Raw genomic sequence first — 23,696 nt, forward strand, 5'->3', positions numbered from 1 at the left:
CACAAGTGGAAAGCACGACGCTTACTGCCGGGCTGTTCCGTCGCGCTGCTCCGCTCGGCCGCCAAAACGGATCTGGCCCGGCCCGGCAATCGCGATCGTGCCGAACAGAATCAGCAGCATCCACGCGAACTGTCCTTCCGCCAGCGACCAGTCGCGATGGACGAAGGCCAGCGCGACCACCGTGACGATGAGGATCGGCAACGCAGCGAGTCGCGTCGCGATCCCGAGGATCATCAGGGGCGGACAGATGACTTCCGCGAAAATCGCGAATGTAATCGACACTGTTCTGCCCAGGTGAAACGGATCCTCGATCGCCGCTGCCTGGCTCGCGTAGTGCATCGCTTTCGGCAAACCGTGAACCAGGAGGACGAGCAGGCTCGCGGTCACTCGCAAATACAACAGCCCGAGATCCGTGGTCGTTGCCCTTGATTTCACGCACGCCTCCTTGATTTCGCCTAGATTGAGCGATCATAGGTTAGCGCGGAGTAAACGTCCTTCCAGACTCCTTAATTGTTCTTAAGCGTGAGGTAAAAAGTGTACGTTTGAGCCGCTAACCTGAACAACGCGGCCTATTTCGACTTGCTAACTCGTACTCGTCAAAGCGACGATAAAGTCAAGAAATACCCTTGCCTTGGCCGGCATGTGGTGCCGCGATGGATGGTACGCATAGAGCGGGAAGCGCTCATCCGGCCAGTCGGGGAACAGGTTGACGAGTCGTCCCTCCCGGATCAGGGGCTCGGCTCCCAGCAGAAGCATCTGCGCGACACCGGAGCCAGCCAGACACGCGTTGAGGAGTGCGCTCGGATCGTTCACTGTAAGCCGGCCATTCGTTTCGACAACAAGCTTTTTGCGCTTGCGATGAAACTCCCACGGATACGGCTTGCCGGTATCCGGGTTCCGGAATTCAAGACACCTGTGCTCTCCGCGACCCAGCTCTTGAGGCTCCGCCGGCCGCCCACGGCGAGCGAGGTACAAAGGCGATGCGACCGTGACAACCGCGGTGTCGAGGAGCTTGCGCGCAATCAGACTGGATGAGCGAGGTTCGCCAAATCGCAAGGCGAGATCGAAGCCGTCCATGACGAGGTCGCCGAGCTGATCTCTCGCAATGAACTCAAGCTCGAGTTCAGGATGCGCATCCATGAATTCATCGAGTTTCGGGCCCAGAATGATTCGCGAAAAAACCGGGTCAAGATTGATTCGCAGCTTCCCGCGCACTGTCGCGGCGCCTCCTGCCGCGGCTGCGGCCGCTCCCTCCATTCCCCTCAAGTGCGGCATGACCTGCTCGTAAAACCTTCGGCCCTCTTCGGTAAGGGAAACGGCGCGGGTCGTCCGGTTGAAGAGCCGTGTTTTCAGCCGCTTTTCGAGTCGAGCGATTGCCCGGCTAACCCCGGGCGGCGACATACCCATCAATTCGGAGGCGGCTGCGAACGTCCCCGCATCGACGACGGCGGCAAACACGCTGATACCGCTAGAGAGATTCTCGCTGGACGATCTCATGGGCGCTGCATCCTGGTCATTGGCTGCCTCTGCACAGTGCGTCAAAAACCGCACTATGACTCATTAGTAACCAACAGTCACTTCACAAGTGTCATTGGTGTCATTTAGTTTCTCATCGCGTTTGCCCACAATGCATCCCAACAGTTCGTTTCAACCTCAGCGATCCACGCTTTACGCACATCTGATTGGCACGTCACACCAATCATAGTTTGCAATTTTCAAGGAGTAGGAGATGACCGTTCAACTCACCCGCCGCGACCTGTTGAAGCGAGCATCCGGCCTGCTGGCGGTCGCCGCAGTGGGCGGATTGACAAGCATCGAAACAGACGCCGCGGAGATGCATCAGGCGCGTGATCGCGTTCTGGTCCGCAACCCTGCCTTTGCCACGATTGACCTTTCCTTGCGGCAGGCCGTCGACAACGGCACCGTAGCCGGTGTGGTAGCGATGGGCGCCACGCAGCGCGGCCTCGTCTACGAGGGCGCAGCGGGCCATGCCAATCCCCAGACCGGTACGGCAATGACGCCCGATACGGTGTTCTGGCTGCTATCGATGACCAAGGCGATCACCGCCACGGCCTGCATGCAACTCATCGAGCAGGGCCGGCTCCGGCTCGATCAGCCCGCAGGCGAGATCCTTCCGGAACTGAAGTCGCCGCAAGTGCTGGACGGCTTCGATGCATCCGGACAGCCAAAACTGCGTTCTGCACGAAACGCGATAACCGTGCGTCATCTGCTGACTCACACGTCTGGCTTCACGTACAGCATCTGGAGCGAAAACATCAGCCGGTACGAAAAGGTGACCGGCATGCCGGATATCGGCTACTCGATGAACGGCGCGTTCAAGGCGCCGCTGGAGTTCGAACCGGGCGAGCGCTGGCAGTACGGCATCGGGATGGACTGGGTGGGCAAGCTGGTTGAGGCAGTGACCGATCAGTCGCTGGAGGTCTACTTCCGGGAGCACATTTTCACGCCACTCGGCATGAGCAATTCGGGATTTCTGATCAGCGGCGCGCAGAAGCAGCGCGTGGCGACGATGCACAACCGGCAACCCGACGGATCGCTCAAGCCCGCGCCGTTCGAGATCAACCAGCGGCCCGAGTTCTTCATGGGCGGCGGCGGTGCATTCAGCACGCCGCGCGATTACATGGCGCTCCTGCAGATGCTGATGAACGGTGGGACGTACCGCGGCGAGCGAATCCTGCGTGCCGACACCGTGGCGACGATGTTCCAGAATCAGATCGGCGATCTTCAGGTAACCGAAATGAAGACGGCGCAGCCGGCGTGGTCTAACAGCTTCGATCAGTTTCCCGGGACGGCTCACAAGTGGGGGCTCTCCTTCGACATCAACACACAGCCGGGTCCGCATGGCCGCAGCGCGGGCAGCATCAGCTGGGCGGGACTGCTGAACAGCTATTTCTGGGTCGATCCGGTCAGGAAGGTGGCCGGCACGCTGTTCACGCAGATCCTGCCGTTCTACGACCCTCGTGTGGTGGACCTGTACGGACAGTTCGAGCAGGGGCTGTATCACGGCTTGCAACACGCGTGAGCGCCGCTCACGGATCGACACACATCTATCTACGCAAGGAGAAACTGCAATGTATGCAATCACAGGGATAACAGGAAAGGTCGGCGGCGCGGTGGCGCGCACGTTGCTCGCCGCGGGCCAGCCGGTACGCGCGGTTGTACGGGATGCCGCGCGGGCACGTTCGTGGGCTGAGCGCGGGTGTGAAGTGGTGACAGCCGACATGGACGACGCGGCATCCCTTAGCGCCGCTTTCGAGGGCACGCAAGGCGTGTTCATTCTGCCGCCGTCCGAGTTCGATCCGTCGCCGGGCTTTCCCGAGGCGCGTGCTGTCATTGACGCCGTGCGCGAGGCGCTTCAGTCGGCGGCACCGGGCAAGGTGGTCTGCCTGTCGACGATCGGCGCGCAGGCCACCGAGACCAACCTGCTCACGCAACGTACGCTGATGGAACAGGCGCTGCGCGATTTACCGATGCCCGTGACATTCCTGCGTCCCGGCTGGTTCATGGAAAACGCCGCATGGGACGTTGCGCCGGCCCGGGACAACGGGATGATCTCCAGCTTTCTGCAGCCGCTCGACAAGGCTGTGCCGATGGTCGCGACCGCGGACGTGGGCCGCGTTGCCGCGCAACTGCTTCAACAAACCTGGCGCGGCGTGCGTGTCGTCGAACTGGAGGGGCCGCAACGTGTGAGCCCGAACGATCTGGCCGAGGCGTTTGCCCAGGTGCTCGGTCGTCCGGTTCGTGTGGAGGTGGTGCCGCGCGAAACATGGGGCGCGCTGTTCCGCTCCCAAGGTACGAAGGACCCGTTGCCGCGCATGCGCATGCTCGACGGGTTCAATGAAGGCTGGATCGCCTTCGAAGGCGAGGAAGCCGACATTGTCAAAGGCGAGGTGGAACTGGAAACCGTTCTGCGAGAACTCGTCGCGCAGGCGGGCTAACGCGGGCGCATCCGGTGACGCGTGCAGGATGGCGCGTCGCCGGGTGCATTGCGCCCATCGTTCATCAATGGATTCATATCAAGGATTCGCTATGGAATACAGCACACTCGGCAGGTCAGGGCTGCGCATTTCCCGTCTTTGTCTTGGCGCCATGACCTTTGGCGCCGGTATCGGAATCTGGGGCGACATTGCCGGCCTCGACCGTGCCCAGGCCACACGGCTTGTTGCGATGGCCGTCGAGCGCGGTATCAACCTGATCGATACGGCTGACGCCTATTCGCAAGGGCAATCCGAAGCGGTCGTCGGTCAGGCGCTGGCCGACCTTGGACTCGACGAATCGCGCATGCTGGTCGCGACCAAAGTCCGGCTGCGCACAGGAGCCGGCCACAACGACGTCGGGCTCGGCCGCTCGCACATCATGCGGTCGGTGGAAACGAGTCTTCGGCGGATCGGCCGGGATCATATCGACCTGTTTCAGTTGCACGACCGCGATGAACTTGTTCCGCTGGAGGAAACGCTTCGTGCTCTCGACGACCTTGTGCGGCAAGGCAAGGTGCGGCACCTCGGGGTCTGCAACTTCAGCGCGGGCGACCTGGAGCGTGCGCAGGGCATCACCGCTCGCACGCACTGGGCCCGCGTTGTCAGCAATCAGGTTCACTATGCTTTGACGAGCCGCGACGTCGAGCATGAGATCGCGCCCGTCGCAAAGGCGAATGATGTTGCGCTTCTGGTGTGGAGTCCGCTCGCGGGCGGGTACCTGAGCGGCAAGTACACGCAGGGAAGCAGCGGCGAAAGCGGGCGTCGAACCAGGCTGAATTTTCCGCCGATCGATCCCGCAAAGGCGGATCCAATCGTGCGCGTATTGCGCGACATCGCCACGGAATTGAACGCGTCGCCGGCTCAGGTGGCATTGGCGTGGATTCTGGCGCGCCGTGAAGTCTGTTCCGTCATTGTGGGCGCGCGCACGCCCGAGCAACTGACCGCTAACCTCGACGCTCAGCAGATCGCGTTGAACGCCGCGCAGACCGAACGTCTGAATCAGGTTTCGCGGCCGCACCTGCCTTATCCGTACTGGATGCAGAAGTTCCACGACAAGGATCGGGTAGTGGTCTGATTGGACGAGCTGGTTTCTGAAACGCCCCGGTTTCGACATCGTGATCGACGCCGCCGCCGACCATCCGGTCGAATGGCCCCACAACTTTCACATCGGTTTCGAGCTGGTGTCCCTCGACGAGGTTCGCGCGCTTTACGAGCAGATGGCCGCCGCGGGTGTCGTGATGAAAACCGGTGTGTTCAAGCATGAACGCGGCTCGCGGTTTTTCTGCGAGGTGCCCGGCGGCGTGCTCGTCGAAATCAATACGCGTTCGGATGCCGACGAGCAATACCGTGGCACCTTCGACCTCTGAGGTTCTCGACGAACGTGCCGCCGAATGCCGAATGCCGAATGCCGAATGCCGAATGCCGAATGCCGAATGCTGAATGCTGAACCGGAACGCCGGAATCAGAAGCTGACGAATGCTTGCACGAGCCGGTTAAAAGCGCCGGCGTTCGACACATTCATGCCGTGCGACGCGCCGGCGATGGTTTGCCGCTCCGCATAGTCGATCCAATCCGCGAGCTTTTCGACGTTGTTGCGAAACATGCGCGGGCTGCGTTGCCCGTCGATCAGCAGCGTCCTGCACTTCACGCCGCGCGCGGTTTCGCGGGAATAGGCGGGCAATGGATCGCGGAGCTGCTTGGGCAGCGTGCCCGCGTTGTCGATCGCCATGGTGCGGAACGCTATCGGGCTCTTGCGCCACGATCCGGGCACGCTCACCGAATCGACGAAAAGCTCCAGACCCGCATCGATCTGCTGGCTCTCGATGAGTTCAGCGACGCGCGCACGCAGCACATTGGTCGTGGCCGGCAACGTCGCGTCCGGCATGCCGTCGATCTGCAGCGGACCGCCCGGGTCCGCGAGCGTCAGCGTCTTCACGAGCCGCGGATAGTCGCGTGCGACATGAAAGGCCACGCAGCCGCCGCGCGAATGGCCGACCAGATGGACGGGCCCTAGGTCGATCGCCTCGATGAACTCGGCCAGCTCGGCGACGTGCGTCTGCCAGCCGAACTCGCCCTGGATGCATGCCTCGCTCGCCGGCCAGTAGTGGCTCAGGCTCACCGAGATGCAGCGGAAATGCTGCGAGAGCGCCGCGGTCTGCGCATTCCAGTAGCGATAGTCGCACAGCGAGCCGTGCACGAACACGAGCGGCTCGCCTTCTCCGCACTCGACGTACGGCACGCAGATGCCCGATGCGATGGTCGCAAACGACAGTTCGGGTACGGCAAGCACTGAGAGGTCGGTACGGGCGTTCATGGACTGGCTCCTTTGCGGCCACTATGCCCCATGTCGCTACTTTAGAAAATCGCGTAATATTGATCGAATCTATCTACTTTTCTGATACCAGACCCATTGAAAGCCCTCGACCTGGACGTGATGACCATGATCGTCGCCGTCGCCGACACCGGCAGCATCAGCCGGGCGGCGGAAGTCGTGCATCGCTCGCAATCGGCGGTGAGCATGCAGATCAAGACGCTCGAGACCGCGCTGGGCAAGCCGCTGTTCGTGCGCAAGCCGAGAAACGTGGTCCCGACGCAGGACGGCGAAGTCCTGCTGACCTACGCTCGCCGCATGCTCGCCTTGCGCGACGAGGCGTGGGCGGCGGTGGTTCGACCGGACGTGACCGGCCGCGTGAGCATCGGCGTGCCGGACGATTATGCGTCGTCGCTGCTGCCGCCGATCCTCAAGAAGTTTTCCGCGACCTATCCGAAGGTGGAGATTCAGGTCGTCGGTTTGCCGAGCGTGGCACTCGCGCCGATGGTGAAAGACGGTTCCGTCGATCTCGTGTGCGCGACGCGAGTCAAGGGCTTGTCGGGAGAGTTCATCCGGCTCGAGCCGATGGAATGGGCGGCGGCGCCGAGCGCCGATGAAATATGGCGCGAGCGGCCGTTGCCGATCGCCGTGTTCCTGCCGGGCAGCGTCGCGCGCGAGAACGCGATTCGCAGCCTGGAGCGGGCGAAGATTCCCTACCGCACCTCGTATGAAAGTCCAAGTCTGCTGGGCCTGCTGTCGATGGCCGAAGCGGGGCTGGCGATTGTTCCGCTCGCGCGATGCGCGGTGCCGGCGCACTTCACGCTGCTTGGACGCGCGCACGGATTGCCCGAGATCCCCGCGCTCGAAATGGTGCTGGCACGCAGCACGGCTTCGAATCGTCCGCCGTGCGATTTTCTGGCGGAGAAGATTGTCTCCGAGTTGAGGCGTTAGTGGACTGCCGACGGACGGCATCCTAACTGCCGATCACGATGAACACCTCGCACAGCGGGGCCTTCGATCCATTCGGCACGGCACTTTTTAGCGGCCAGCCGATCGTGCCGTGCATGGTCACGTAGCGGCTGAACTGCATCCGCACGCCCGCTCCGGCACTTGCCAGCGACACATTGTTTGCTTCAGGCACCTGCACACTGCGATTCCATACGTGTCCGGCATCGAAGAACACGAACGGTTGCAGCACCGCGCTGCCCAGTGTCAGCGGTGGCGTGCTGAGCTCGGTCTGCAGGTTCCAGCCGCGGTCGCCCTGCGCCACGTAGGGATCGTAACCGCGCACGCTCGCGTCGCCGCCAAGGCTGAATTCCTCGCTCGGCAGCAGCGTGTTCGCGGTCCATTGGAATTGCCCGTGTGCGGTCAAGCCGAAACCGGCGAACAGCGGTTGGTCGCGTTGCGCCGACAACTGCAGATAGCCGTAGCGCGGTGTCGCGCCGGCGCGTGCGGTGTCGTAGGCTTCGTCATTGTCGGAAGAGTCGAGATGGCCGGGGCTGAAGAATACTGTGGCCGTCGCATGGGTCTGGCCGAGGCTGTCACTATGCACGGCGTCGTAGCTGAGCATCAGTTGGTGCACATGCGTGTTAGTGGCGAAAACCTGGAAGCCGCCGAACTCGAGATCGTTGTTCGAGCGCTTGAAGTCGTAGCCGATCTGCAATTGCTGCTGCCAGTCAGCCAGCGTCGGCAAGCGGTGGTCATAGCGAAAACTCCACTGGCTGCTCAACCCCGTCTGTCCGAAACTCTCCGGCAAACGCGGCGTGGCGCGCGCGAACAGTCCGAAAATCTCGACGCGATCGAGCCAGGGCAGCGGCGCGACATAGTCGATTGCGTGTGCGATGTAGCGCGCGTGATCCGGCCGGCCCGGCACATCCGGATTGCCTGTGAACAGATCGTTGCTCGCGGTCGCCTGATAGCCGATGCGCTGGTCCAGTCCGAACAGATTGCCGTAATCGAAGCCGGCCACGAACCGGTCGCGGCCCAGTTGCGGGACGCCATCGTTGTTGTAGCCCGCATACACGCGCAGCGGCAAGCGGTCCTCGGTTTGCAGGACGACGTCCGTCGTGCCGGTCGCGGCGCCGGGCGCATAGATCACGTCGACGCGCCGGTATGGATTGGCGTTCAGCAGTGCCATGCCCGCCAGCACATCGTCCTCGTGCACCGGCTCACCGGGTTTGAGCGGCATCTCGCCGGTCAGCAGTTTCGATTTGAAATAGCGGTTGCCGCGCGCCACGACCTGGCCAACGCGAAAAGTCGCCACGACGATTCGCACCACGCCGTCGCTGACGTCCTGCTCGGGCACGTAGACATCGACGAGAGGCTGACGCGCGTCGCGGTAACGCTGGACCACGGCGCGGCGGATTTGCGCAAGGCGGTCGAAAGTCAGCGGGCGGCCGAGGTCCGCATCGAAGCTTTGCAGGAAAGCCGGCGCGAGCAGCGGCAGGTCGATCGCGACGATAGCGTGGCGCGCCGCGGGCGCGGCGGCGCTGTCCGCCGCCTCGAACTGCAGCCCGCGCAAGGTGGCGACGGCAATGTCTTGAGACGAGTCGGCCGGTTCTGGCGGCAAGACCGGCGCCGCGGGTTTTGCCATGGATGGCGGCGCGATCGGCGCGACATCGTGGTAGGCCTGCGCCTCTGCGCGGCTGCAGACGCCGGCGAGAGCCATCGCGATCGCCACCTGCGGCGCGATGGCTCTGCCACGGCAATGACGGCCCAGCGCCGAACCCCGCATGCCGCGCGGTCCGTTACTGCGTCAGTTGCCAGCGCAGTACCGGATAGACCGCACCGGACGGTATCGCCCACGCGCCGGCGGCACTGAAGTTCCACGACGAATCGTAGCTCGACGCCATGCCCATCCGCGAAGTCGTCAGTCCGTTGGAATCAGGCGGCGCTTTGCCCGTGCCAATGTATACGGCATGAGGCCGCCCGCTGACCTGCGCGTCCCAGTAGACGTTGTTGGCGATCGTGCCGTCGTTGGCGGCGACGACGCCGGCGTACTCGGCCAACGGCGGTCCGCCGCCCACTGGCTCCGCGGCGAACGATTGCTTGATCACACCGGTCCTGGTGTTCTCGAAGACGAGCCCGGCGGCGCCAAGCAATGAGGATGCGCGGCCCGTCGCGTACGATTCGCTGATCGTCCCGCTGTTCACACCGACCAGGCCTCCAACTTGACCATGGCTGCCGCCGCCCACGCCACCGATGGCGTAGGATTGCGTGATCGTGCCGGCATTCAGGCCGACCAGTCCGCCCAGCACTGTCTGAGAACCCACGCCGGCGCTGCTCCAGGAGCGTTCGACGGTGCCGTAGTTCTCCCCGACGAGGCCGCCGACGTATCCGCTAACCGAGAGATTTCGCACGTCGCCGCTCGAGTACGCATACGTGATGAGCCCGTAGTTGACGCCGGCAAGCGCGCCGAAAATGCCGAAGGGGTTGCCCACTTCCGCATCGGTCACGCCGACGTTGCGCACCACGCTGCCCGGACCCGTCACGCCGAACAACCCTAACGGTGTGTCGACCGTATACGTCGCGGTGCTGACCGACAGGTTGGCGATCGTGTGTCCCCTGCCGTCGAACTGACCGGTGAAGGGCGTCGCGCTCGACGCGGCGATCGGCGTAAACGGCGTCGTGAAGGTGGAGCTTGCATCGATGTCGGCGCCGAGTGCGTAGTTGCCGGCGAGATTCTGCGACACGTTCTGCAAGTCGGTGAGGTTGTTGACCAGCTTGTAGGCGGTGACCTGTGTGACGAGCCCGCTGAATTGTGCCGGCTTCCATGCCGCGTTGGCGAGGATCGTGCCGGGCGTGTAGCTGCCCTTCATGTCGTACAGCAGACGCTGCCTTTGCTCGCCGACCAGTCGATCGTGCCGTGGTTGATTACGCTGCCGCCGTTGTCGACGGCGTTCGCATCCGCGCGCAGCGTGAGGTCGCCGGTGCCGGTATTCCTGATGGTCACGTTCGGCGCAGTCGTCACGTTATGTGCGGCGCCCAGCGTCAACGACGCGCCGCCGCTCCACTGCATGTTCGAGTTCACCTGGAGGTTGCCGCTTTGACCGTTGGCGCCCGTCGCCTCGACATCGACCGAGGTGCCGTTGCCGAGGTTGCTCGCGAGCGTCGCCGCGTTGGATCCGTCGAGCGTGAAGGTCGGCGAGCCGAGTTTCCAGAGACCCGCGCTCACGTTCGCGCCAACGATGTCGAGCGCGCTGCCGGTGGTCTCGACAGTGCCGCCGCTGCCGTCGGCATTGACCGCCGAGATCGCCCCATGTGCATGCACGGTGCCACGGTCCGCGACGAGCCAGACATGTCCGTCGCGCAATGCGGTGCCGCTCGCGGATCGCCGCGTGATTGCCGGCGAGCGCGAAAACGTTTCCATCGGCGGCCTGCAGGCTCACCTGCGCGGCGCGGATCGCGCCCGCGTTGAGCACGGCGCCGTGAGCGCCGGCCTGCACGAACACCTGCTGTCCCGCGGAAGAATCGTTGAGCAATACCTGTTGCCCCGCCGCAAGTTCGGCGCTGCCTTGTGGCGCGTCGATGCTGCCGTTGTTGCTGACACTCAGGCGTGACACGAGGAACACGTCGCCGCCGCTCATTTTGTGAATCGAAGGCGATCGCTGTTTTCGCTGCCCAGGATCAGGAATCGATTTCGGCGGCTTTGAGCGCGGCTCGCGCGTGCAACTCGTCTTCGTGATCGAACATGCCGATCAGAACGATCTGCGATTCCGCAGACATGCGGGCCGGCGACGCGCTGAGCACGACGCGATTGCCGACCACATGCAACTCATGCAACGCGCCGTCGCTTTCCAGCCGCACGAAGCCTTTCGCGCGCAATAGCTTTGCCGAAAAACTCCGCAGCGCTTCCTTGAGCTGCTTGCGGCTCAGGCACGCGTCGGTGGTAAACGAAAAGCTGCACAGATCGCGCGGGGTGGGGGAAGCGGCGAGTGGCAGTGCGCCGGCGTTGCGCGCGGGCAGCACATGCCGGTCGAAGATCAAACCGAGCGGCACGGCTGCGTGCGTCGCCTGAACGATGACACGGCTATTCGCAAGCGCTTCAACGCGCGCTTTTACGGCCTCGCGCGAAGGCTCGCTAAGTAGATCCATCTTGTTCAGCACGATAGCCGTGGCGCCCGCAATCTGCCGTTGCGCGATGTCGCCGACATAAGGATCGGCCAGCGTCTCTTCGACGCGTTCCGCGTCAACCAGCACGACGATGCCGTCGAGACGAAACGCGCGATCGAGCAAGCCGATCTGCGCGATACGCACAGGGTCGGACACGCCGCTCGCCTCGATGATCAGCAGATCCGGCGCGTCGCTGCGCGAACTCACGGCAAGCAGCGCTTCGACCAGCCGGCCGCCGATCGAACAGCAGACGCAGCCGTTTTCCAGATTGATCACGTCGTCGGTGCGCTGGCGAATCAGCGAAGCGTCGATATTGATCGAGCCGAAGTCGTTGACGAGCACGGTGATGCGTCGCGATCCGGCGTTGCTCAGAATATGGTTGAGCAGTGTCGTCTTTCCGGCGCCGAGATAGCCGCCGATAACGACAAGCGGAATCGCACTCATCCCGCCGGCGCCTGGAAGATGCGGCCACCGAGCACCGTGCCCCACACTTCCAGATCCTTGAGACGTTGCGGCGCGACCTCGGCCGGGTCTTCGGCGAGCACCGCGAAGTCCGCGAATTTGCCGACTTCGATACTGCCCACCAGATGGTCCATCTTGAGCGTGTAGGCGGCGCCGAGCGTGATCGCGCGCAACGCGTCGGCGATCGGCACGCGTTCGTTCGCACCGAGCACGCGGCCCGATGCGGTCTCGCGCTGCGACGCGCACCATGCGGTGAAGAGCGGATTGAGCGGCGTAATCGGCGCATCGGAATGAAAGGCGAACGGAATGCCGAGGCGGCGCGCGGATTCCGCCGCGTTCATGCGATTCGCGCGATCCGCGCCCATGGTCTGCGTATAGTGCGCGTCGCCCCAGTAGTAGATGTGGTTCGAGAAGAAATTGATGCACAGGCCGAGGCTCGCCGCCCGCGCGAGCTGGCTCGCGTCCGCCATCTGGCAGTGCTGCAGCGTATGCCGGTGGTCGGGCCGCGGATGAAGCGTGAGAAGCCGCTCGAAGGCATCGAGCACGAGTTCGGTCGCCTCGTTGCCGTTGGTGTGCACGTGCAGTTGCAGGCCGGCTTCGTGAAAGGGCGTGAACACCTCGACGAACTGGCTCGGCGGAATCAGCCACAAACCGTTGGGCTTGCCGTTCAGATAGCCGGGCCATTTCAGGCGTGCCGTGAAGCCCTGAATCGAACCGTCGACGATGAACTTGACGGGGCCGAAGTGCAGCTTCGGCGTCGCGGTTTGCATGGCGGAGAGCACTTGTTGCGCGCCACCTTCGGGACTGCGTTGCGGTGCGAAGGCGGGCACGATGCGCACAGGAAAATCCGCGTTCGCGGTGACTTCGCGCAGGTTGCGATTGCCCAGTTCGGAGAAGTCGTTGACCAGATCGGTGGCGGTCGTCACGCCGGCGAGTTGCGCGACGCGGCCGAAATTCCAGATGGCCTTCGCGCTTTCGCTCGCGGCGATCGAAAGGCCGGCGCCGATCACGCGGTAGACCGGGAACATGGCGGCGAACTCCTGCAACTCGCCGGTCGGCTGTCCGCTCTCGTCCTTGTCGATGCCGTCGATATCCGTTTCTTCGTCGATGCCCGCAAGGGACAGCATCGCCGAATTGACGTTCATCAGGTGGACGCTCGCATGCAGGATCACGATGGGCCGTTCGGCCGACACCGTGTCCAGTTCGCGCACGCTCAGGCGTTGGGTGCCGAAGAAGATGGGATCGAAGCCCCACGCGAGCAGCGGAGCGTCGGCCGACGTCATCTCGGCTTGGGCCGCCTTCAGGCGCTCGATCACGGCGTCCAGTGTTGTCAGGCCTGGCCAGCGCCGGCCGTCGGGGCCGCGGCGGTCGTAGTAGCCGACATAGACGGCGTCCCACATCGCACCTTCCATCAGATGGCAATGGCCTTCGACAAACCCGGGCATCAGCACTTTATCGCTGAACGTATCGACGATTTCCGCGTCGCCCCATTGCTTCACGTCGTCGGCATTGCCTACCGACAGGATCTTGCCGTCGCGAATCGCGACATGCGTCGCATAGGGTTGCATGGGATTCATCGTCACGATCTTCTTCGCAACGAAGACTTGTGTCGGGCTCTTTTCCACTGGTCGGGTCATAAGTGCAGTGATTGAAGTTCGTTCAGCTCAGCGCGTGCGCGCGGCTCGGTTTCGCGGTGAGGTTCACCGCGGTAAGCACCAGCAGGTTCACGCCGAGGCATACCAGTCCCAGATTGAAGCCGCCGAGGTCGATCTGCAGCATGTACAGGATGATCGCCAGCACTTGTCCGGTCAACATGCCGGAGGCGATGGCGGACGGCCGCACGCGCAATCCGAACAGCACGACCATCACGCCGGGGAAGAACTGCGTCACGCCGTAATACGTGGTGTTGATCAGCGTGAGCATCAGATTCGGCGTGAGCAGCGTCATTACGATCGAGACCAGCAGGTACAGCACGATCACCACTTTCGCGCTGGTCTTCTGGCGAGCCTCCGGCATGCCCGGCAAGAGATTGCGTGTGACGATCGGGCCGATGGCGAGACAGATGCCGGCCAGCACGAGCAAGCCGGAGAGCGACGCGCCGGCGGCCACGAGCCCGAGCAGCCAGCCCGGCAACAGGCGGATCGCGGCAGCGAAGAACGCTTCGTTGGGCGACGCGAGATGCAGGTTCTGACTAATCGCATAGTACGACGCGACCACGAGAAACGGATACATCAGCATGTAAAGCGGCATCGCGACCTGCGTGCGGCGAATCGTGTTCGCGCTTTTCGCGGTAAAGAAGTTCTGCACCGCGAACGGCATGACGTAGAAGCCGAGCGACTGGAACAGCATGGTGCTCATCGAGAAGGTCAACTGGTGCGAATTCATCCGGTTGCTGACATGCAGGCTGGCTGCATGAAAGACCTCGGTCACGCCGACTTCCATCGACACGGCGACGCCGGTGATGACAATCGCGACGACCATCAGGATATCCTTCAGCACGGCGATATACGCCGATGCGCGCACACCGGCGATCGCGATATAGGTGAACGCGAGCAACGCCGCAAACAGGATCAGATACAGCGGTTTGAAGTTCCAGCCGAGACCGTTCAATGCGGCGACGAGTCCGGTGAACTGCAACTGCCCCCACGGCAGCAGAAAGACGATCGCGGAGCCCGCGACGATCAGTTCGAGCGAGCGGCTCTGAAAATGTCCCTTGAACAGATCGGGCAGGGTGATCGCGTTATAGCGCTTGCCGGCTTGCCAGATCTTCGGGCCGATGAAATAGCCGACGGGATAGGCCAGCAGAATGTAGCCGAGAAACCAGACGCCGTACGTCGGTCCTTTGGCATAGATGCCGCCCGGAAAGCCGACCATCGTGCCGATGCTATAGATCTCGCCGGCCGCGAGGAAGAACACGAGGTAGGCGCCGAACTGCCGCGACGCCACGAAGAAGTCATGCACGCTTTGCGGACCGCGTCCCTGGTTCGAACGGATCGCCAGGTAGAGCGAGAAAGCGAGAAAGCCGAGAAAAACTGCGGTGGCCATCCGGACACTCCTTTAGCGGTTTTGCGGGTGGGACTCGTCGTGGCGGCAGTCGAACACGCGCCAGCAGATCATCAGGCACCCGGAGGTGAGGATGAACCACGCGAAGATCCAGGCGTAGATGAACGGCACGCCCAACACGAAGCGGTCGACGGACGCCACCCATGGCAGCAGGCCGACCACGCCCAGATAGGGAATGCCGAGTCCGATAAACAGTTTGAGCACCTTAACTCCTCGCAGCGTGAAGTCGTGGACGGGGCGCGACCAACAGCTCTGGCAGTCGCGCAAGGACAGGCAATCGGTGAAGATAACGGCCAGTACCCTCAGTGTTGCCGAACAAAAAAATAGAACCATAGAGCCAGTTGACGGGAGTCGATGAGTCCAATTCAGCACATGCCGCGGATACGGCAAAACCCGCGTCCCGCTTCGCTGCACCAGGCGAAAGCACCGCACTGGACCTACCCGTCGGACAAACCCCCTGCCTACAATTTGCTCACGGATCGCCAGCCACTGGCTGCGTCTCATGCCTTATCGAAACGAAAGCGAAAGTCATCCAGGAGGAGCAAGCAATGACTCAAACACAGACCCCGCTGCAGCACGTCACGGCCGAGACGCTGGCCGCGTTTTCCGATGCGTTCAATCGTCATGACGCGGATGCGTTGATGACCTTCATGACCGACGATTGCGTGTTCGATGCAGCAGGCGGTCCGGAAGTCTTCGGCACGCGCTTTGTAGGCCGCGAGGCGACGCGTGCGGCCTTCGAAGCGGTCTTCAGGACCTTTCCCGACGCGCATTGGGGCAAGGGCCGCCACTACGTGAGCGGCGAACGCGGCGTCTCCGAGTGGGTGTTCACGGGAACGCACGCGGAAGGCTGGCGTATCGAGGCGGAAGGTTGCGACCTGTTCGAGTTCCGCGACGGCCTCATCGCGGTCAAGCGGGCGTTCCGCAAGGAACGTCCGAAGCAGAACCTCGCACGCTGATCGGGAGCTTCACATGGAGCACAGTGAAATCGAACGGGTCGCGCAAGGCATGCCGTCCGGCCGCGAAGACGATACGCGCTACGATCCGGCGTACGACCCGCTGGTGTCGCCGGGACCGGGCTGGGGCAAGCAATACGCGCCGACCTACTGGGTCGCGACCGCGGGCACGCCGCCCGAAGACGATGGTCCGATCACGGCGGATGTCGACGTGGATGTGGCGATCATCGGCGGCGGCTATACCGGGCTCGCCACGGCGCTCTGTCTCGCGCGGGAGCACGGCATCAAGGCGGTCGTGCTGGAAGCCAACAAGACGAGCTGGGGCTGCAGCAGCCGCAACGGCGGGCAAGGTCAGAACGCCTCGGGCCGGCTGTCGCGTTCCCAATGGATCGAGCGTTGGGGTAAAGACGTCGCGTTGAAAATGCACGACGAGATTCAGGAAGGTTTCGACAACTTCAAGTCGCTGGTCGCGGAGATCGATTGCGATCCGCAACCCGGCGGCCACTTTCTGATCGCGCACCGCCCGCGCATCATGCAGAAGCTCGCCGCCGAGGCCAAGGTCTGGAAGGACGTGTTCGGCTATCCGTCCGAACTGATCGACAAGCAGACCTTCCAGCGCGAGTACGTCAATGATCACGAAGCGGCCGGCGCGCTGCACGAGCCCGAGGGCATCGGCATTCATGCGCTGAAGCTCGCCTTCGGTTATCTGCGGCTGGCCCGTGAAGCGGGCGCCAAGGTGCATCCGGCGAGCCCGGTGCTCGGTTGGGAAACGATCAACGGCGTGCATCATTTGCGCACGCCTGGCGGCATCGTGCGTGCGCGCGCGGTCGGTATTGCAACGGGTGCCTATACGGCGCAAACGCTGCACGCTTCGCTGCGTAGCCGCATCATGCCGATCCTGTCGAATTCAATGGTCACGCGACCGCTCACGAAGCAGGAAATCGACGCGTGCAACTTTCGCACGACCCAGGTGCTGACCGATACGCGCACGCTGCGCTTCTACTATCGCTTTCTGCCGGACAACCGCTTGCAGATCGGCAGCCGTTCCGCGATCACCGGCGCCGACGCGCCCAATTCGCGCCATTACGATCTGCTGGTCGAAGGCATGCTGCGCAAGTTTCCCGCTTTGCGCGGCGTTCCGATCGATTATTCATGGTGGGGCTGGGTGGACGTCAGCCACGACATGATGCCGCGCGTGTATCAGCCGGATCCGATGCAGACCGTGTACTACGCGCTCGGTTACGGCGGCAACGGCGTGTCGTATTCTCAGCAGGCCGGGCGGCGGCTCGCCGAACGCATCGCGGGAAAGGGCGCGAAACAGACGTTGCCGATCTTCACGTCACCCTTGCCGGGGCACCCGTTTGCGCCATTCCGGCGAATCGGCCAGCGGATGCTGTATCAGCTCTATTTCCGCCGCGACGAAAAGCCCTGATGCCGCGGGCGGAGATTCGCCCGTGCGCATGCGGCGCTGAACTCGCAACTTGCCGCGCGCGCTGCGCAAACGGCGCACACTTGCGCCATGCGCGAGAGCTGCGCGGTGCTTGATAAAAAATCATAAGGCGAGACGCATGGGCGTCCTCGCCCCATCCAGTATTGACGACGTCAGGACTCGGCGGCTGCGCAGGCAGACCGGCCCGGTCCGCGATCGGATAACGGAACGTGGAGGTGACATGCAGCGATCTACAGACACAACGGAATTGAAAGCGGGCCTCAAGCAGCGCCACATGACGATGATCGCGCTCGGCGGCGTGATCGGCGCGGGGCTCTTTGTCGGCAGCGGCGTGGTCGTGCAACAGGCCGGCCCCGCGGCGGTGCTGTCGTTTCTGATCACCGGCGCGCTGGTCGTGCTGGTCATGCGGATGCTCGGCGAAATGGCCTGCGCGATGCCGGCCGTCGGCTCGTTCTATGAATACGCGCGGCTCGCGTTCGGCGGCAAGCGCGCCTCCGGCAACCTCGCGGGCTTTCTCACCGGCTGGATGTACTGGTATTTCTGGGTCATCGTCGTCGCGGTGGAGGCCGTGGCGGGGGCGAAGCTCGTGCAATTCTGGTTACCGGATGTCCCGGCGTGGGCGATCAGTCTCGTGTTGCTGGTGACGCTCACGGCGACCAACCTGGTCTCGGTCGGCAGTTATGGCGAGTTCGAGTTCTGGTTCGCGTCGATCAAGGTCGCGGCGATCATGGTGTTTCTGTTTCTCGGCGGCATGTATGTGCTGGGACTGTGGCCCGCGGCGAAGCACGTCACCGCCGTGCTGCCGACGCTGCTTTCGCACGGCGGCTTGATGCCGAAGGGCATCGGACCGGTACTGAGCGGTGCGGTCGCCGCCACGGGCTTTTACTTCGGCGCGGAGATCGTCACGATCGCGGCGGCCGAAGCGCAAGAGCCCGCCAAGGCCGTCGCCAAAGCGACGAACTCGGTGATCACGCGCGTGCTGGTTTTCTATGTCGGCTCGATCCTGCTCGTCGTCGCGCTGGTGCCCTGGAACTCTCCGAAGATGGCGACGCCGTACGTGAGCGCGCTCGATGCCATGGGTATTCCGGCGGCCGCCAGCGTCATGAACGCCATCGTGCTCACGGCGGTACTGTCGGCGCTCAATTCGGGGCTCTACGCCGCGTCGCGGATGATCTTCGCGCTGACGCGCCACGGCGACGCGCCCGCCGCGCTTGCCAAGGTCAACCGCCGCGGCGTGCCGGTTCGCGCGATTCTGATCGGCACGGTATTCGGCTACGCATCGGTGGTGATGTCGTATGTGTCGCCGGATACGGTGTTCGCCTTCCTCGTGAATTCGTATGGCACGGTGGCGATTTTTGTCTACGTCCTGATCGCGATATCGCAATTGAAACTGCGCGCTCGCATCGAGCGGGATGCGCCGGAGAAGCTGCGCGTCAGGATGTGGTGCTACCCGTACCTCACGTGGGTTGCGATCATCGGCATGGTCGGCATTCTGGTGGCGATGGCGTTCATTCCCGAGCAGCGTCAGCCGTTGTGGTTCGGGGTCGCGAGCCTCGGCGTGCTGCTTCTCGCTTATCTGCTGCGCGTCCGCAAAACCGACGCTGGATTCAGCGAACCGGACACGCTGGAATACCGGCACCACCATCACTGATATCGGAGTTGCGCGGTAGTTTTAAAAAACGAGATGATTTGTATCGAAAAAAGAAAGTGCGTATGATGGACCGGCGGGGCCGCGCCGCCTGCTTGCTGGGCGCCGGCCGCCGTCGTGACGAAGTGCGGAGGAGACCGTAGTGACCGATATCGTGACAGGCAAGCCGGACCGGATGGTCTCGGTGCGCACGTTGTTTGGCATCGACTCAGGCTTGATGGTGCCGGCCTTCAGTGAACGCGACGACCACGTGCCGGAAATCGACGAGGTGTACCGCTTCAATCCTGAAGTGACGCTGGCGATTCTCGCCGGCTTCATGCGCGAGCGCCGCGTGATGGTGCAGGGCTTGCACGGTACGGGCAAATCCACGCATATCGAACAGGTCGCGGCGCGCCTGAACTGGCCCTGCGTACGCGTGAACCTGGACGGGCATATCAGCCGTCTCGACCTGGTGGGCAAAGACGCCATCATCGTGCGCGACGACGTGCAGGTCACCGAATTTCAGGAAGGCATCGTGCCGTGGGCGCTGCAACGGCCCATGGCGTTGATCTTCGACGAATACGACGCCGGCCGTCCCGACGTGATGTTCGTGATCCAGCGCATTCTCGAGCGCGACGGAAAATTCACGTTGCTCGATCAGAACCGTGTGATTCATCCGCATCCGTACTTCCGGCTGTTCGCCACGACCAATACGGTTGGCCTGGGCAATCTGAACGGTCTTTATCACGGCACGCAGTTGTTGAATCACGCGCAGATGGACCGTTGGAACGTGGTCGCCACGCTCAACTATCTGCCGCGCGCCGAGGAAGCCAGCATCGTGCTGGCGCGTGTGCCGGAACTCGCCGACGAGGCCGGCCGCGCGCTGATCGAGTCGATGATCAGCGTCGCGGAACTGACCCGCAAAGGCTTCGCGACCGGCGATCTGTCCACGCTGATGTCGCCGCGCACGGTGATCGACTGGGCGGAAAACTGCCAGATCTTCCGCGATCCGGCGATGGCGTTTCGCCTGACCTTCGTCAATAAGTGCGACGAAGCGGAACGGCCCATCGTGGCCGAGTATTTCCAGCGTTGCTTCGATAGGGAACTGGAGACTGCGGCGGAGCGCGAGGCGCGCTCGACGGTGCCGCAATGACGCCTGCCGAGCGGCAAGCGACACGCCGCGCCGAACAGCGTCAGAACCTGTGCGCGGCGACGGTGCGCGCATTGACCGGGGATGCTGAGCTGCATTACCGCGCCGGCCGTTTATTCCGTGGACTGCGTCCGGTGCATCTGCATGCGCCGCATTTGCGCACGGACTCGCAACTAGATGATCTGCGTTCCCTGCGCGGCGCCGCGGACGGCGCAGCATTACGTCTGACGCATTCCGATACGCAGCTCCACGCGAGTCTGTGTCCCGCTGAGCCGGTCGAGCGGCTGCTGTTCGAACTGTTCGAACAACTGCGTTGCGAAGCGCTTGCGCCTTCCGGCATGCCGGGGCTCGCGCAGAATCTGCGCCATCGCTTCGAGACATGGTCGCGCGCTTTCTATCGCACTGGCCTGATCGACGGCCACTTGGGCATTCTGCTTTACACCGTGGCTCAGATCGTCTGGTCGCGTCTGTCGGGCTGGCCCGTGCTGGAAGAAACCGAAGGCCTGATCGAGGCCACGCGCGCCGCGATCACGCCGAGCTTGGGCGTGCCGCTCGCGGCAATGCGGCGGCACCGAACGGAGCAGGGCGAGTTCGCGATTCATGCGCTCGAATTGGCCCGTCTCGTCAGCCAGATGATGCATGACGCCCGCGGGCAGTCGCTCGAAGAAGAAGACCAGCAAGCGCCGGAAGACGACGAAGCCGTGCGCGCCATGTTCGCGCTTTGGTTCGACACCGACGACGGCGAGCAGGTCGACATGGGCCTCGCGGCCACGGGCGACAGCCGCGTTCTCAGAGACGCCGAACATCGCTACCTGGCGTACACCACGCGCTACGACCGCGAGTTCGCGCCGGGCTCACGCATACGCAGTGAGTTGCTGGCGGAATACCGCGACCAGCTCGACAAGCGGATCTCCGCGCAGCGTATCAACGTGCCGCGACTCGCGTATGCGCTCAAGGCCGCGCTCGCCGTGCCGCAACGCGACGGCTGGTCGTTCGGCGAAGAGCACGGCCGCATCGACGGCCGGCGTCTCTCTCAACTGGTCAGTTCGCCGGCCGAGCGGCGGTTGTTTCTGCTTGAACGGCACAAGCCGCACGCCGATTGCGTGGTGAGTTTTCTCATCGATTGTTCGGGGTCCATGCGAACCTATATCGAGCCGGTGGCGCTGCTGGTGGACGTGCTCACTCGCGCGCTCGACCAGGCCGGTGTCGCCAGCGAGGTGCTGGGTTTCTCGACCGGCGCCTGGAATGGCGGCCGCGCGCGGCTCGACTGGCTGGCCGGCGGCCGGCCGCATCATCCGGGGCGGCTCAATGAGGTTGCCCACCTCGTCTTCAAGGATGCGGCGACGAGCTGGCGGCGCGCTCGCGCCGACATCGCCGCGTTGTTCAAGGCCGATCTGTTCCGCGAAGGCGTGGACGGCGAGGCGGTCGACTGGGCGTGCACGCGGCTGCGCGCGCGTGCCGAGGCGCGGCGGATTCTCGTCGTGATCTCGGACGGCAGTCCGATGGATAGCGCCACCGCTCAGGTCAACGATACCTATTACCTCGACAATCACCTGAAGCAAGTAGTCGCACGCAACGAAGCCGCGCGCGACGTCGAGTTGCTGGGCCTTGGCGTCGGACTCGATCTCAGCCCGTATTACCGCCGTTGTCTTGCTGTCGATCTATCCGCACCGCCCGACATGTCGCTGTTCGCCGAACTCGTCGGATGGATCGGCGCACGGCGGTAGGTGGATTGTGACGTTGTCAGGCGCCTTAGTGGATCAACTGCTGCAACGCATGCAGGATCAACGAGCCGCCGATCACCACCAGAATCGCGTACGCGATGCGGCGCGTCATCACACCCGACAGCGGCGGTGGATACTGCCGCGCCACCAGCGTCATCAACGCGACGACCGGGACCGCGAATGCGGCCTGCATCCAGATATCGGCGTCGAGTTGGCCCTGGTACGCGCTGAACAGCGTGCGAGTGATCGAAGTCACCGTAAAGATCAGAATCAGCGCATAGCGGATCTGCATGAGCGAGAGCGGCTGGCGATAGAACTGAAAAATCAAGGGCGGTCCGGATACGCCGAACATGCCGCTCAGCAGGCCGCCAAAGATGCCGCTGACGAAGAAACTCCGATCGCCCGAGCGGCAAGCGAGCGGCGCCGGCCGCAGCGCCGCGCTCAAGCCCCCATACAGCACCACGCCGCCCAGCAGCAGCTGCAACACGCTGGAAGCCGCATTGCTCAACAGATCCAGCACCAGCACGCCCGCCACCACGGACGGCAGAATGCCCAGCGTGGCGGCGCCCACCGCGCGCCAGTCGATGTGATGGAATTTGCCGGGCAAGGCGGTCGCGCTATTGGCGAGCGTCACGAGACTGAGCAAGGCAGCGAGACTCGTCACCGGCGCCAGTTCAAAACCGCTGGCGGCGCCGATGACGATCATGCTCAGGCCAAAGCCGGTGATGGTTTGAAAATAGCTCGCGACGCCCATCAGCGCGAGGAGAGGCAGTAACTTCTGAACGATCATGAATGAGACGGTGTGAGGAGGGCGTCGGGATGCGTGAGCGCGGCTTGCGCCTGAACCGCGGTGACGGCGGTGACGTAGTAGATGTCGTCCGCGCTGCAGCCGCGCGAGAGGTCGTTGGCCGGTTTGCGCAGGCCTTGCAGCAAGGGGCCGATCGCCTTCGCGCCGCCGATCCGCTCGGCCAGCTTGTAGCCGATGTTGCCCGCCTCGAGACTCGGAAACACCAGCACGTTGGCGTGGCCCTCCACCTGCGAATGCTTGACCTTGCGCAGCGCGATTTCGGAGACGATGGCCGCGTCGAGCTGCACGTCGCCGTCGATCGCGAGATGCGGGCGGCGTTCCTGCACGATGTGGGTTGCGTTGACTACCTTGTCGACGGCCGCATGATGAGCGCTGCCGCTCGTCGAAAACGACAGCATCGCCACGCGCGGCTCGTCCATCAGCAGGCTTTTTGCGCTGTCCGCCGCGGCCATCGCGATCTCGGCGAGTTGGGCGGCATCGGGTTCCACCACGAGCGCGCAGTCGGAAAAGATCAGGCCGCCCTTGAGCGTGTGGAACGGCTCGCACAGCATCATCAGAAAGAAGCTCGACACGAGCTTGAATGAAGGCGCGATGCCGATGATCTGGATCGCGTTGCGCACCACGTCGGCGGTGGTGTTGACGGCGCCGGACACGGAACCGTCTGCGTGGCCGAGACGCACCATCAGGTTCGCGAAGCACAGCGGGTTGAGGATTTCGCTCTGCGCTTGTTCGAGCGTCATGCCTTTCTTGCTGCGCAATGCGAACAGTTCGTCGGCATATAACGGTGCGAGCGCAGAAGCGGCGGGGTCCACCAGTTCCATCCCGGACAGATCGATGTCGAAGCGGGTGGCGGCGTCGCGGATGCGCGTGGCGTTGCCCGCCAGCAGAATGCGCGCAATGCCTTCGCGGGTCGCGCGTTGCGCCGCCTGCAACACGCGCGGATCCTCGGCCTCGCTCAGCACGATGCGCATCGGCGAACGACGCGCTTGTTCAATGATGCGGTTGATGGCTTTCATAGGAATGGCCGAAGAGGCA

The 23,696-nt window shown here is 63.4% G+C and carries 22 protein-coding genes and 1 pseudogene; 11 read left to right on the forward strand and 12 right to left on the reverse strand.

Annotation, left to right across the window (positions count from 1 at the left end):
- Positions 1–21: 21 nt before the first annotated feature.
- Positions 22–435, reverse strand: coding sequence for a DoxX family protein (locus PQR42_RS04105; protein ID WP_408204966.1), 414 nt, complete (start codon positions 433–435; stop codon positions 22–24).
- A 147-nt stretch (positions 436–582) separates the two neighbouring features.
- Positions 583–1,497 carry a LysR family transcriptional regulator gene (locus tag PQR42_RS04110; protein WP_408382619.1) on the reverse strand — a complete coding sequence of 305 codons (915 nt, stop codon included), beginning with the start codon at positions 1,495–1,497 and terminating at the stop codon, positions 583–585.
- A gap of 232 nt (positions 1,498–1,729) precedes the next feature.
- Between PQR42_RS04110 and PQR42_RS04115 the strand changes: the two genes are divergently transcribed.
- The 4 genes and pseudogenes from PQR42_RS04115 to PQR42_RS04130 all read left to right on the forward strand — a co-directional run.
- Positions 1,730–3,043, forward strand: coding sequence for a serine hydrolase domain-containing protein (locus PQR42_RS04115; RefSeq protein ID WP_408382620.1), 1,314 nt, complete (start codon positions 1,730–1,732; stop codon positions 3,041–3,043).
- Positions 3,044–3,092: 49 nt separating this feature from the next.
- Positions 3,093–3,959, forward strand: a complete 867-nt coding sequence (locus tag PQR42_RS04120; protein WP_408382622.1) for an NmrA family NAD(P)-binding protein — start codon at positions 3,093–3,095, stop codon at positions 3,957–3,959.
- Between the two features lie 91 nt (positions 3,960–4,050).
- A complete protein-coding gene (locus tag PQR42_RS04125; RefSeq protein ID WP_408493572.1) occupies positions 4,051–5,073 on the forward strand; it encodes an aldo/keto reductase in 1,023 nt (340 codons plus the stop codon).
- Positions 5,074–5,080: 7 nt separating this feature from the next.
- Positions 5,081–5,365 (forward strand): annotated as a pseudogene (locus PQR42_RS04130) (VOC family protein); the annotation flags it as partial.
- A gap of 95 nt (positions 5,366–5,460) precedes the next feature.
- Here the strand turns inward: PQR42_RS04130 and PQR42_RS04135 are convergent.
- Positions 5,461–6,312 (reverse strand): alpha/beta fold hydrolase, encoded by an 852-nt coding sequence (locus PQR42_RS04135; RefSeq protein WP_408382626.1) that lies wholly within the window; start codon positions 6,310–6,312, stop codon positions 5,461–5,463.
- A 126-nt stretch (positions 6,313–6,438) separates the two neighbouring features.
- Between PQR42_RS04135 and PQR42_RS04140 the strand changes: the two genes are divergently transcribed.
- Positions 6,439–7,260, forward strand: coding sequence for a LysR substrate-binding domain-containing protein (locus tag PQR42_RS04140; protein WP_408383019.1), 822 nt, complete (start codon positions 6,439–6,441; stop codon positions 7,258–7,260).
- Between the two features lie 22 nt (positions 7,261–7,282).
- On the opposite strand, the gene PQR42_RS04145 is transcribed toward PQR42_RS04140, so the two are convergent.
- From PQR42_RS04145 to PQR42_RS04155, 3 genes are read right to left on the reverse strand one after another with little or no spacing between them, the layout of a single operon-like run.
- Positions 7,283–9,043 (reverse strand): ShlB/FhaC/HecB family hemolysin secretion/activation protein, encoded by a 1,761-nt coding sequence (locus PQR42_RS04145; protein WP_408382628.1) that lies wholly within the window; start codon positions 9,041–9,043, stop codon positions 7,283–7,285.
- Positions 9,044–9,056: 13 nt separating this feature from the next.
- Positions 9,057–10,127, reverse strand: a complete 1,071-nt coding sequence (locus PQR42_RS04150; RefSeq protein WP_408382630.1) for a hypothetical protein — start codon at positions 10,125–10,127, stop codon at positions 9,057–9,059.
- A complete protein-coding gene (locus tag PQR42_RS04155; RefSeq protein WP_408382633.1) occupies positions 10,124–10,678 on the reverse strand; it encodes a hypothetical protein in 555 nt (184 codons plus the stop codon). The genes PQR42_RS04150 and PQR42_RS04155 overlap by 4 nt, the downstream gene beginning before the upstream one ends.
- Between PQR42_RS04155 and PQR42_RS04160 the strand changes: the two genes are divergently transcribed.
- Positions 10,647–10,868, forward strand: coding sequence for a hypothetical protein (locus tag PQR42_RS04160; RefSeq protein WP_408382635.1), 222 nt, complete (start codon positions 10,647–10,649; stop codon positions 10,866–10,868). The genes PQR42_RS04155 and PQR42_RS04160 overlap by 32 nt on opposite strands.
- Before the next feature lie 67 nt (positions 10,869–10,935).
- Here the strand turns inward: PQR42_RS04160 and PQR42_RS04165 are convergent, their stop codons facing one another.
- From PQR42_RS04165 to PQR42_RS04180, 4 genes are read right to left on the reverse strand one after another with little or no spacing between them, the layout of a single operon-like run.
- Positions 10,936–11,865 carry a CobW family GTP-binding protein gene (locus PQR42_RS04165; RefSeq protein ID WP_408382638.1) on the reverse strand — a complete coding sequence of 310 codons (930 nt, stop codon included), beginning with the start codon at positions 11,863–11,865 and terminating at the stop codon, positions 10,936–10,938.
- Positions 11,862–13,520, reverse strand: coding sequence for an amidohydrolase (locus PQR42_RS04170; RefSeq protein ID WP_408382640.1), 1,659 nt, complete (start codon positions 13,518–13,520; stop codon positions 11,862–11,864). Before PQR42_RS04170 ends, PQR42_RS04165 begins: the two co-directional genes overlap by 4 nt.
- A gap of 22 nt (positions 13,521–13,542) precedes the next feature.
- Positions 13,543–14,928, reverse strand: a complete 1,386-nt coding sequence (locus tag PQR42_RS04175) for a sodium:solute symporter family protein (protein WP_408382643.1) — start codon at positions 14,926–14,928, stop codon at positions 13,543–13,545.
- A 12-nt stretch (positions 14,929–14,940) separates the two neighbouring features.
- Positions 14,941–15,150, reverse strand: coding sequence for a DUF3311 domain-containing protein (locus tag PQR42_RS04180; RefSeq protein ID WP_106300676.1), 210 nt, complete (start codon positions 15,148–15,150; stop codon positions 14,941–14,943).
- Between the two features lie 344 nt (positions 15,151–15,494).
- Between PQR42_RS04180 and PQR42_RS04185 the strand changes: the two genes are divergently transcribed.
- From PQR42_RS04185 to PQR42_RS04205, 5 genes are all read left to right on the forward strand, one after another.
- Entirely contained in the window at positions 15,495–15,905 is a 411-nt protein-coding gene (locus PQR42_RS04185) for a nuclear transport factor 2 family protein (RefSeq protein ID WP_408382645.1), read from the forward strand.
- Between the two features lie 13 nt (positions 15,906–15,918).
- Positions 15,919–17,334 (forward strand): NAD(P)/FAD-dependent oxidoreductase, encoded by a 1,416-nt coding sequence (locus PQR42_RS04190; RefSeq protein WP_408204980.1) that lies wholly within the window; start codon positions 15,919–15,921, stop codon positions 17,332–17,334.
- Positions 17,335–17,572: 238 nt separating this feature from the next.
- Entirely contained in the window at positions 17,573–19,003 is a 1,431-nt protein-coding gene (locus PQR42_RS04195; RefSeq protein ID WP_408204981.1) for an amino acid permease, read from the forward strand.
- A 139-nt stretch (positions 19,004–19,142) separates the two neighbouring features.
- Positions 19,143–20,132: an AAA family ATPase gene (locus tag PQR42_RS04200; RefSeq protein WP_408204982.1), complete on the forward strand. Its 990-nt coding sequence runs from the start codon at positions 19,143–19,145 to the stop codon at positions 20,130–20,132.
- Positions 20,129–21,856 carry a cobaltochelatase CobT-related protein gene (locus PQR42_RS04205; RefSeq protein ID WP_408204983.1) on the forward strand — a complete coding sequence of 576 codons (1,728 nt, stop codon included), beginning with the start codon at positions 20,129–20,131 and terminating at the stop codon, positions 21,854–21,856. Before PQR42_RS04200 ends, PQR42_RS04205 begins: the two co-directional genes overlap by 4 nt.
- A 25-nt stretch (positions 21,857–21,881) precedes the next feature.
- Here the strand turns inward: PQR42_RS04205 and PQR42_RS04210 are convergent, their stop codons facing one another.
- Positions 21,882–22,643 (reverse strand): TSUP family transporter, encoded by a 762-nt coding sequence (locus PQR42_RS04210; protein ID WP_408204984.1) that lies wholly within the window; start codon positions 22,641–22,643, stop codon positions 21,882–21,884.
- Positions 22,640–23,677 (reverse strand): phosphate acetyltransferase, encoded by a 1,038-nt coding sequence (gene pta, locus PQR42_RS04215; RefSeq protein WP_408382646.1) that lies wholly within the window; start codon positions 23,675–23,677, stop codon positions 22,640–22,642. Before pta ends, PQR42_RS04210 begins: the two co-directional genes overlap by 4 nt.
- Positions 23,678–23,696: the final 19 nt, after the last annotated feature.

Source organism: Paraburkholderia sediminicola, from assembly GCF_046027355.1.
In the GTDB taxonomy this organism is placed as follows: Bacteria; Pseudomonadota; Gammaproteobacteria; order Burkholderiales; family Burkholderiaceae; genus Paraburkholderia; species Paraburkholderia sediminicola_B.

Excerpts from the sequence above, each read along its gene's own strand:
- PQR42_RS04110 (WP_408382619.1), bottom strand. The coding sequence starts at position 1,497 with ATGAGATCGTCCAGCGAGAATCTCTCTAGCGGTATCAGCGTGTTTGCC.
- PQR42_RS04115 (WP_408382620.1), top strand. The coding sequence starts at position 1,730 with ATGACCGTTCAACTCACCCGCCGCGACCTGTTGAAGCGAGCATCCGGC.
- PQR42_RS04150 (WP_408382630.1), bottom strand. The coding sequence starts at position 10,127 with ATGAAGGGCAGCTACACGCCCGGCACGATCCTCGCCAACGCGGCATGG.
- PQR42_RS04125 (WP_408493572.1), top strand. The coding sequence starts at position 4,051 with ATGGAATACAGCACACTCGGCAGGTCAGGGCTGCGCATTTCCCGTCTT.
- PQR42_RS04145 (WP_408382628.1), bottom strand. The coding sequence starts at position 9,043 with ATGCGGGGTTCGGCGCTGGGCCGTCATTGCCGTGGCAGAGCCATCGCG.
- PQR42_RS04135 (WP_408382626.1), bottom strand. The coding sequence starts at position 6,312 with ATGAACGCCCGTACCGACCTCTCAGTGCTTGCCGTACCCGAACTGTCG.
- PQR42_RS04185 (WP_408382645.1), top strand. The coding sequence starts at position 15,495 with ATGACTCAAACACAGACCCCGCTGCAGCACGTCACGGCCGAGACGCTG.
- PQR42_RS04205 (WP_408204983.1), top strand. The coding sequence starts at position 20,129 with ATGACGCCTGCCGAGCGGCAAGCGACACGCCGCGCCGAACAGCGTCAG.
- pta (WP_408382646.1), bottom strand. The coding sequence starts at position 23,677 with ATGAAAGCCATCAACCGCATCATTGAACAAGCGCGTCGTTCGCCGATG.
- PQR42_RS04190 (WP_408204980.1), top strand. The coding sequence starts at position 15,919 with ATGGAGCACAGTGAAATCGAACGGGTCGCGCAAGGCATGCCGTCCGGC.
- PQR42_RS04165 (WP_408382638.1), bottom strand. The coding sequence starts at position 11,865 with ATGAGTGCGATTCCGCTTGTCGTTATCGGCGGCTATCTCGGCGCCGGA.
- PQR42_RS04120 (WP_408382622.1), top strand. The coding sequence starts at position 3,093 with ATGTATGCAATCACAGGGATAACAGGAAAGGTCGGCGGCGCGGTGGCG.
- PQR42_RS04195 (WP_408204981.1), top strand. The coding sequence starts at position 17,573 with ATGCAGCGATCTACAGACACAACGGAATTGAAAGCGGGCCTCAAGCAG.
- PQR42_RS04155 (WP_408382633.1), bottom strand. The coding sequence starts at position 10,678 with ATGGAAACGTTTTCGCGCTCGCCGGCAATCACGCGGCGATCCGCGAGC.
- PQR42_RS04175 (WP_408382643.1), bottom strand. The coding sequence starts at position 14,928 with ATGGCCACCGCAGTTTTTCTCGGCTTTCTCGCTTTCTCGCTCTACCTG.
- PQR42_RS04210 (WP_408204984.1), bottom strand. The coding sequence starts at position 22,643 with ATGATCGTTCAGAAGTTACTGCCTCTCCTCGCGCTGATGGGCGTCGCG.
- PQR42_RS04140 (WP_408383019.1), top strand. The coding sequence starts at position 6,439 with ATGATCGTCGCCGTCGCCGACACCGGCAGCATCAGCCGGGCGGCGGAA.
- PQR42_RS04170 (WP_408382640.1), bottom strand. The coding sequence starts at position 13,520 with ATGACCCGACCAGTGGAAAAGAGCCCGACACAAGTCTTCGTTGCGAAG.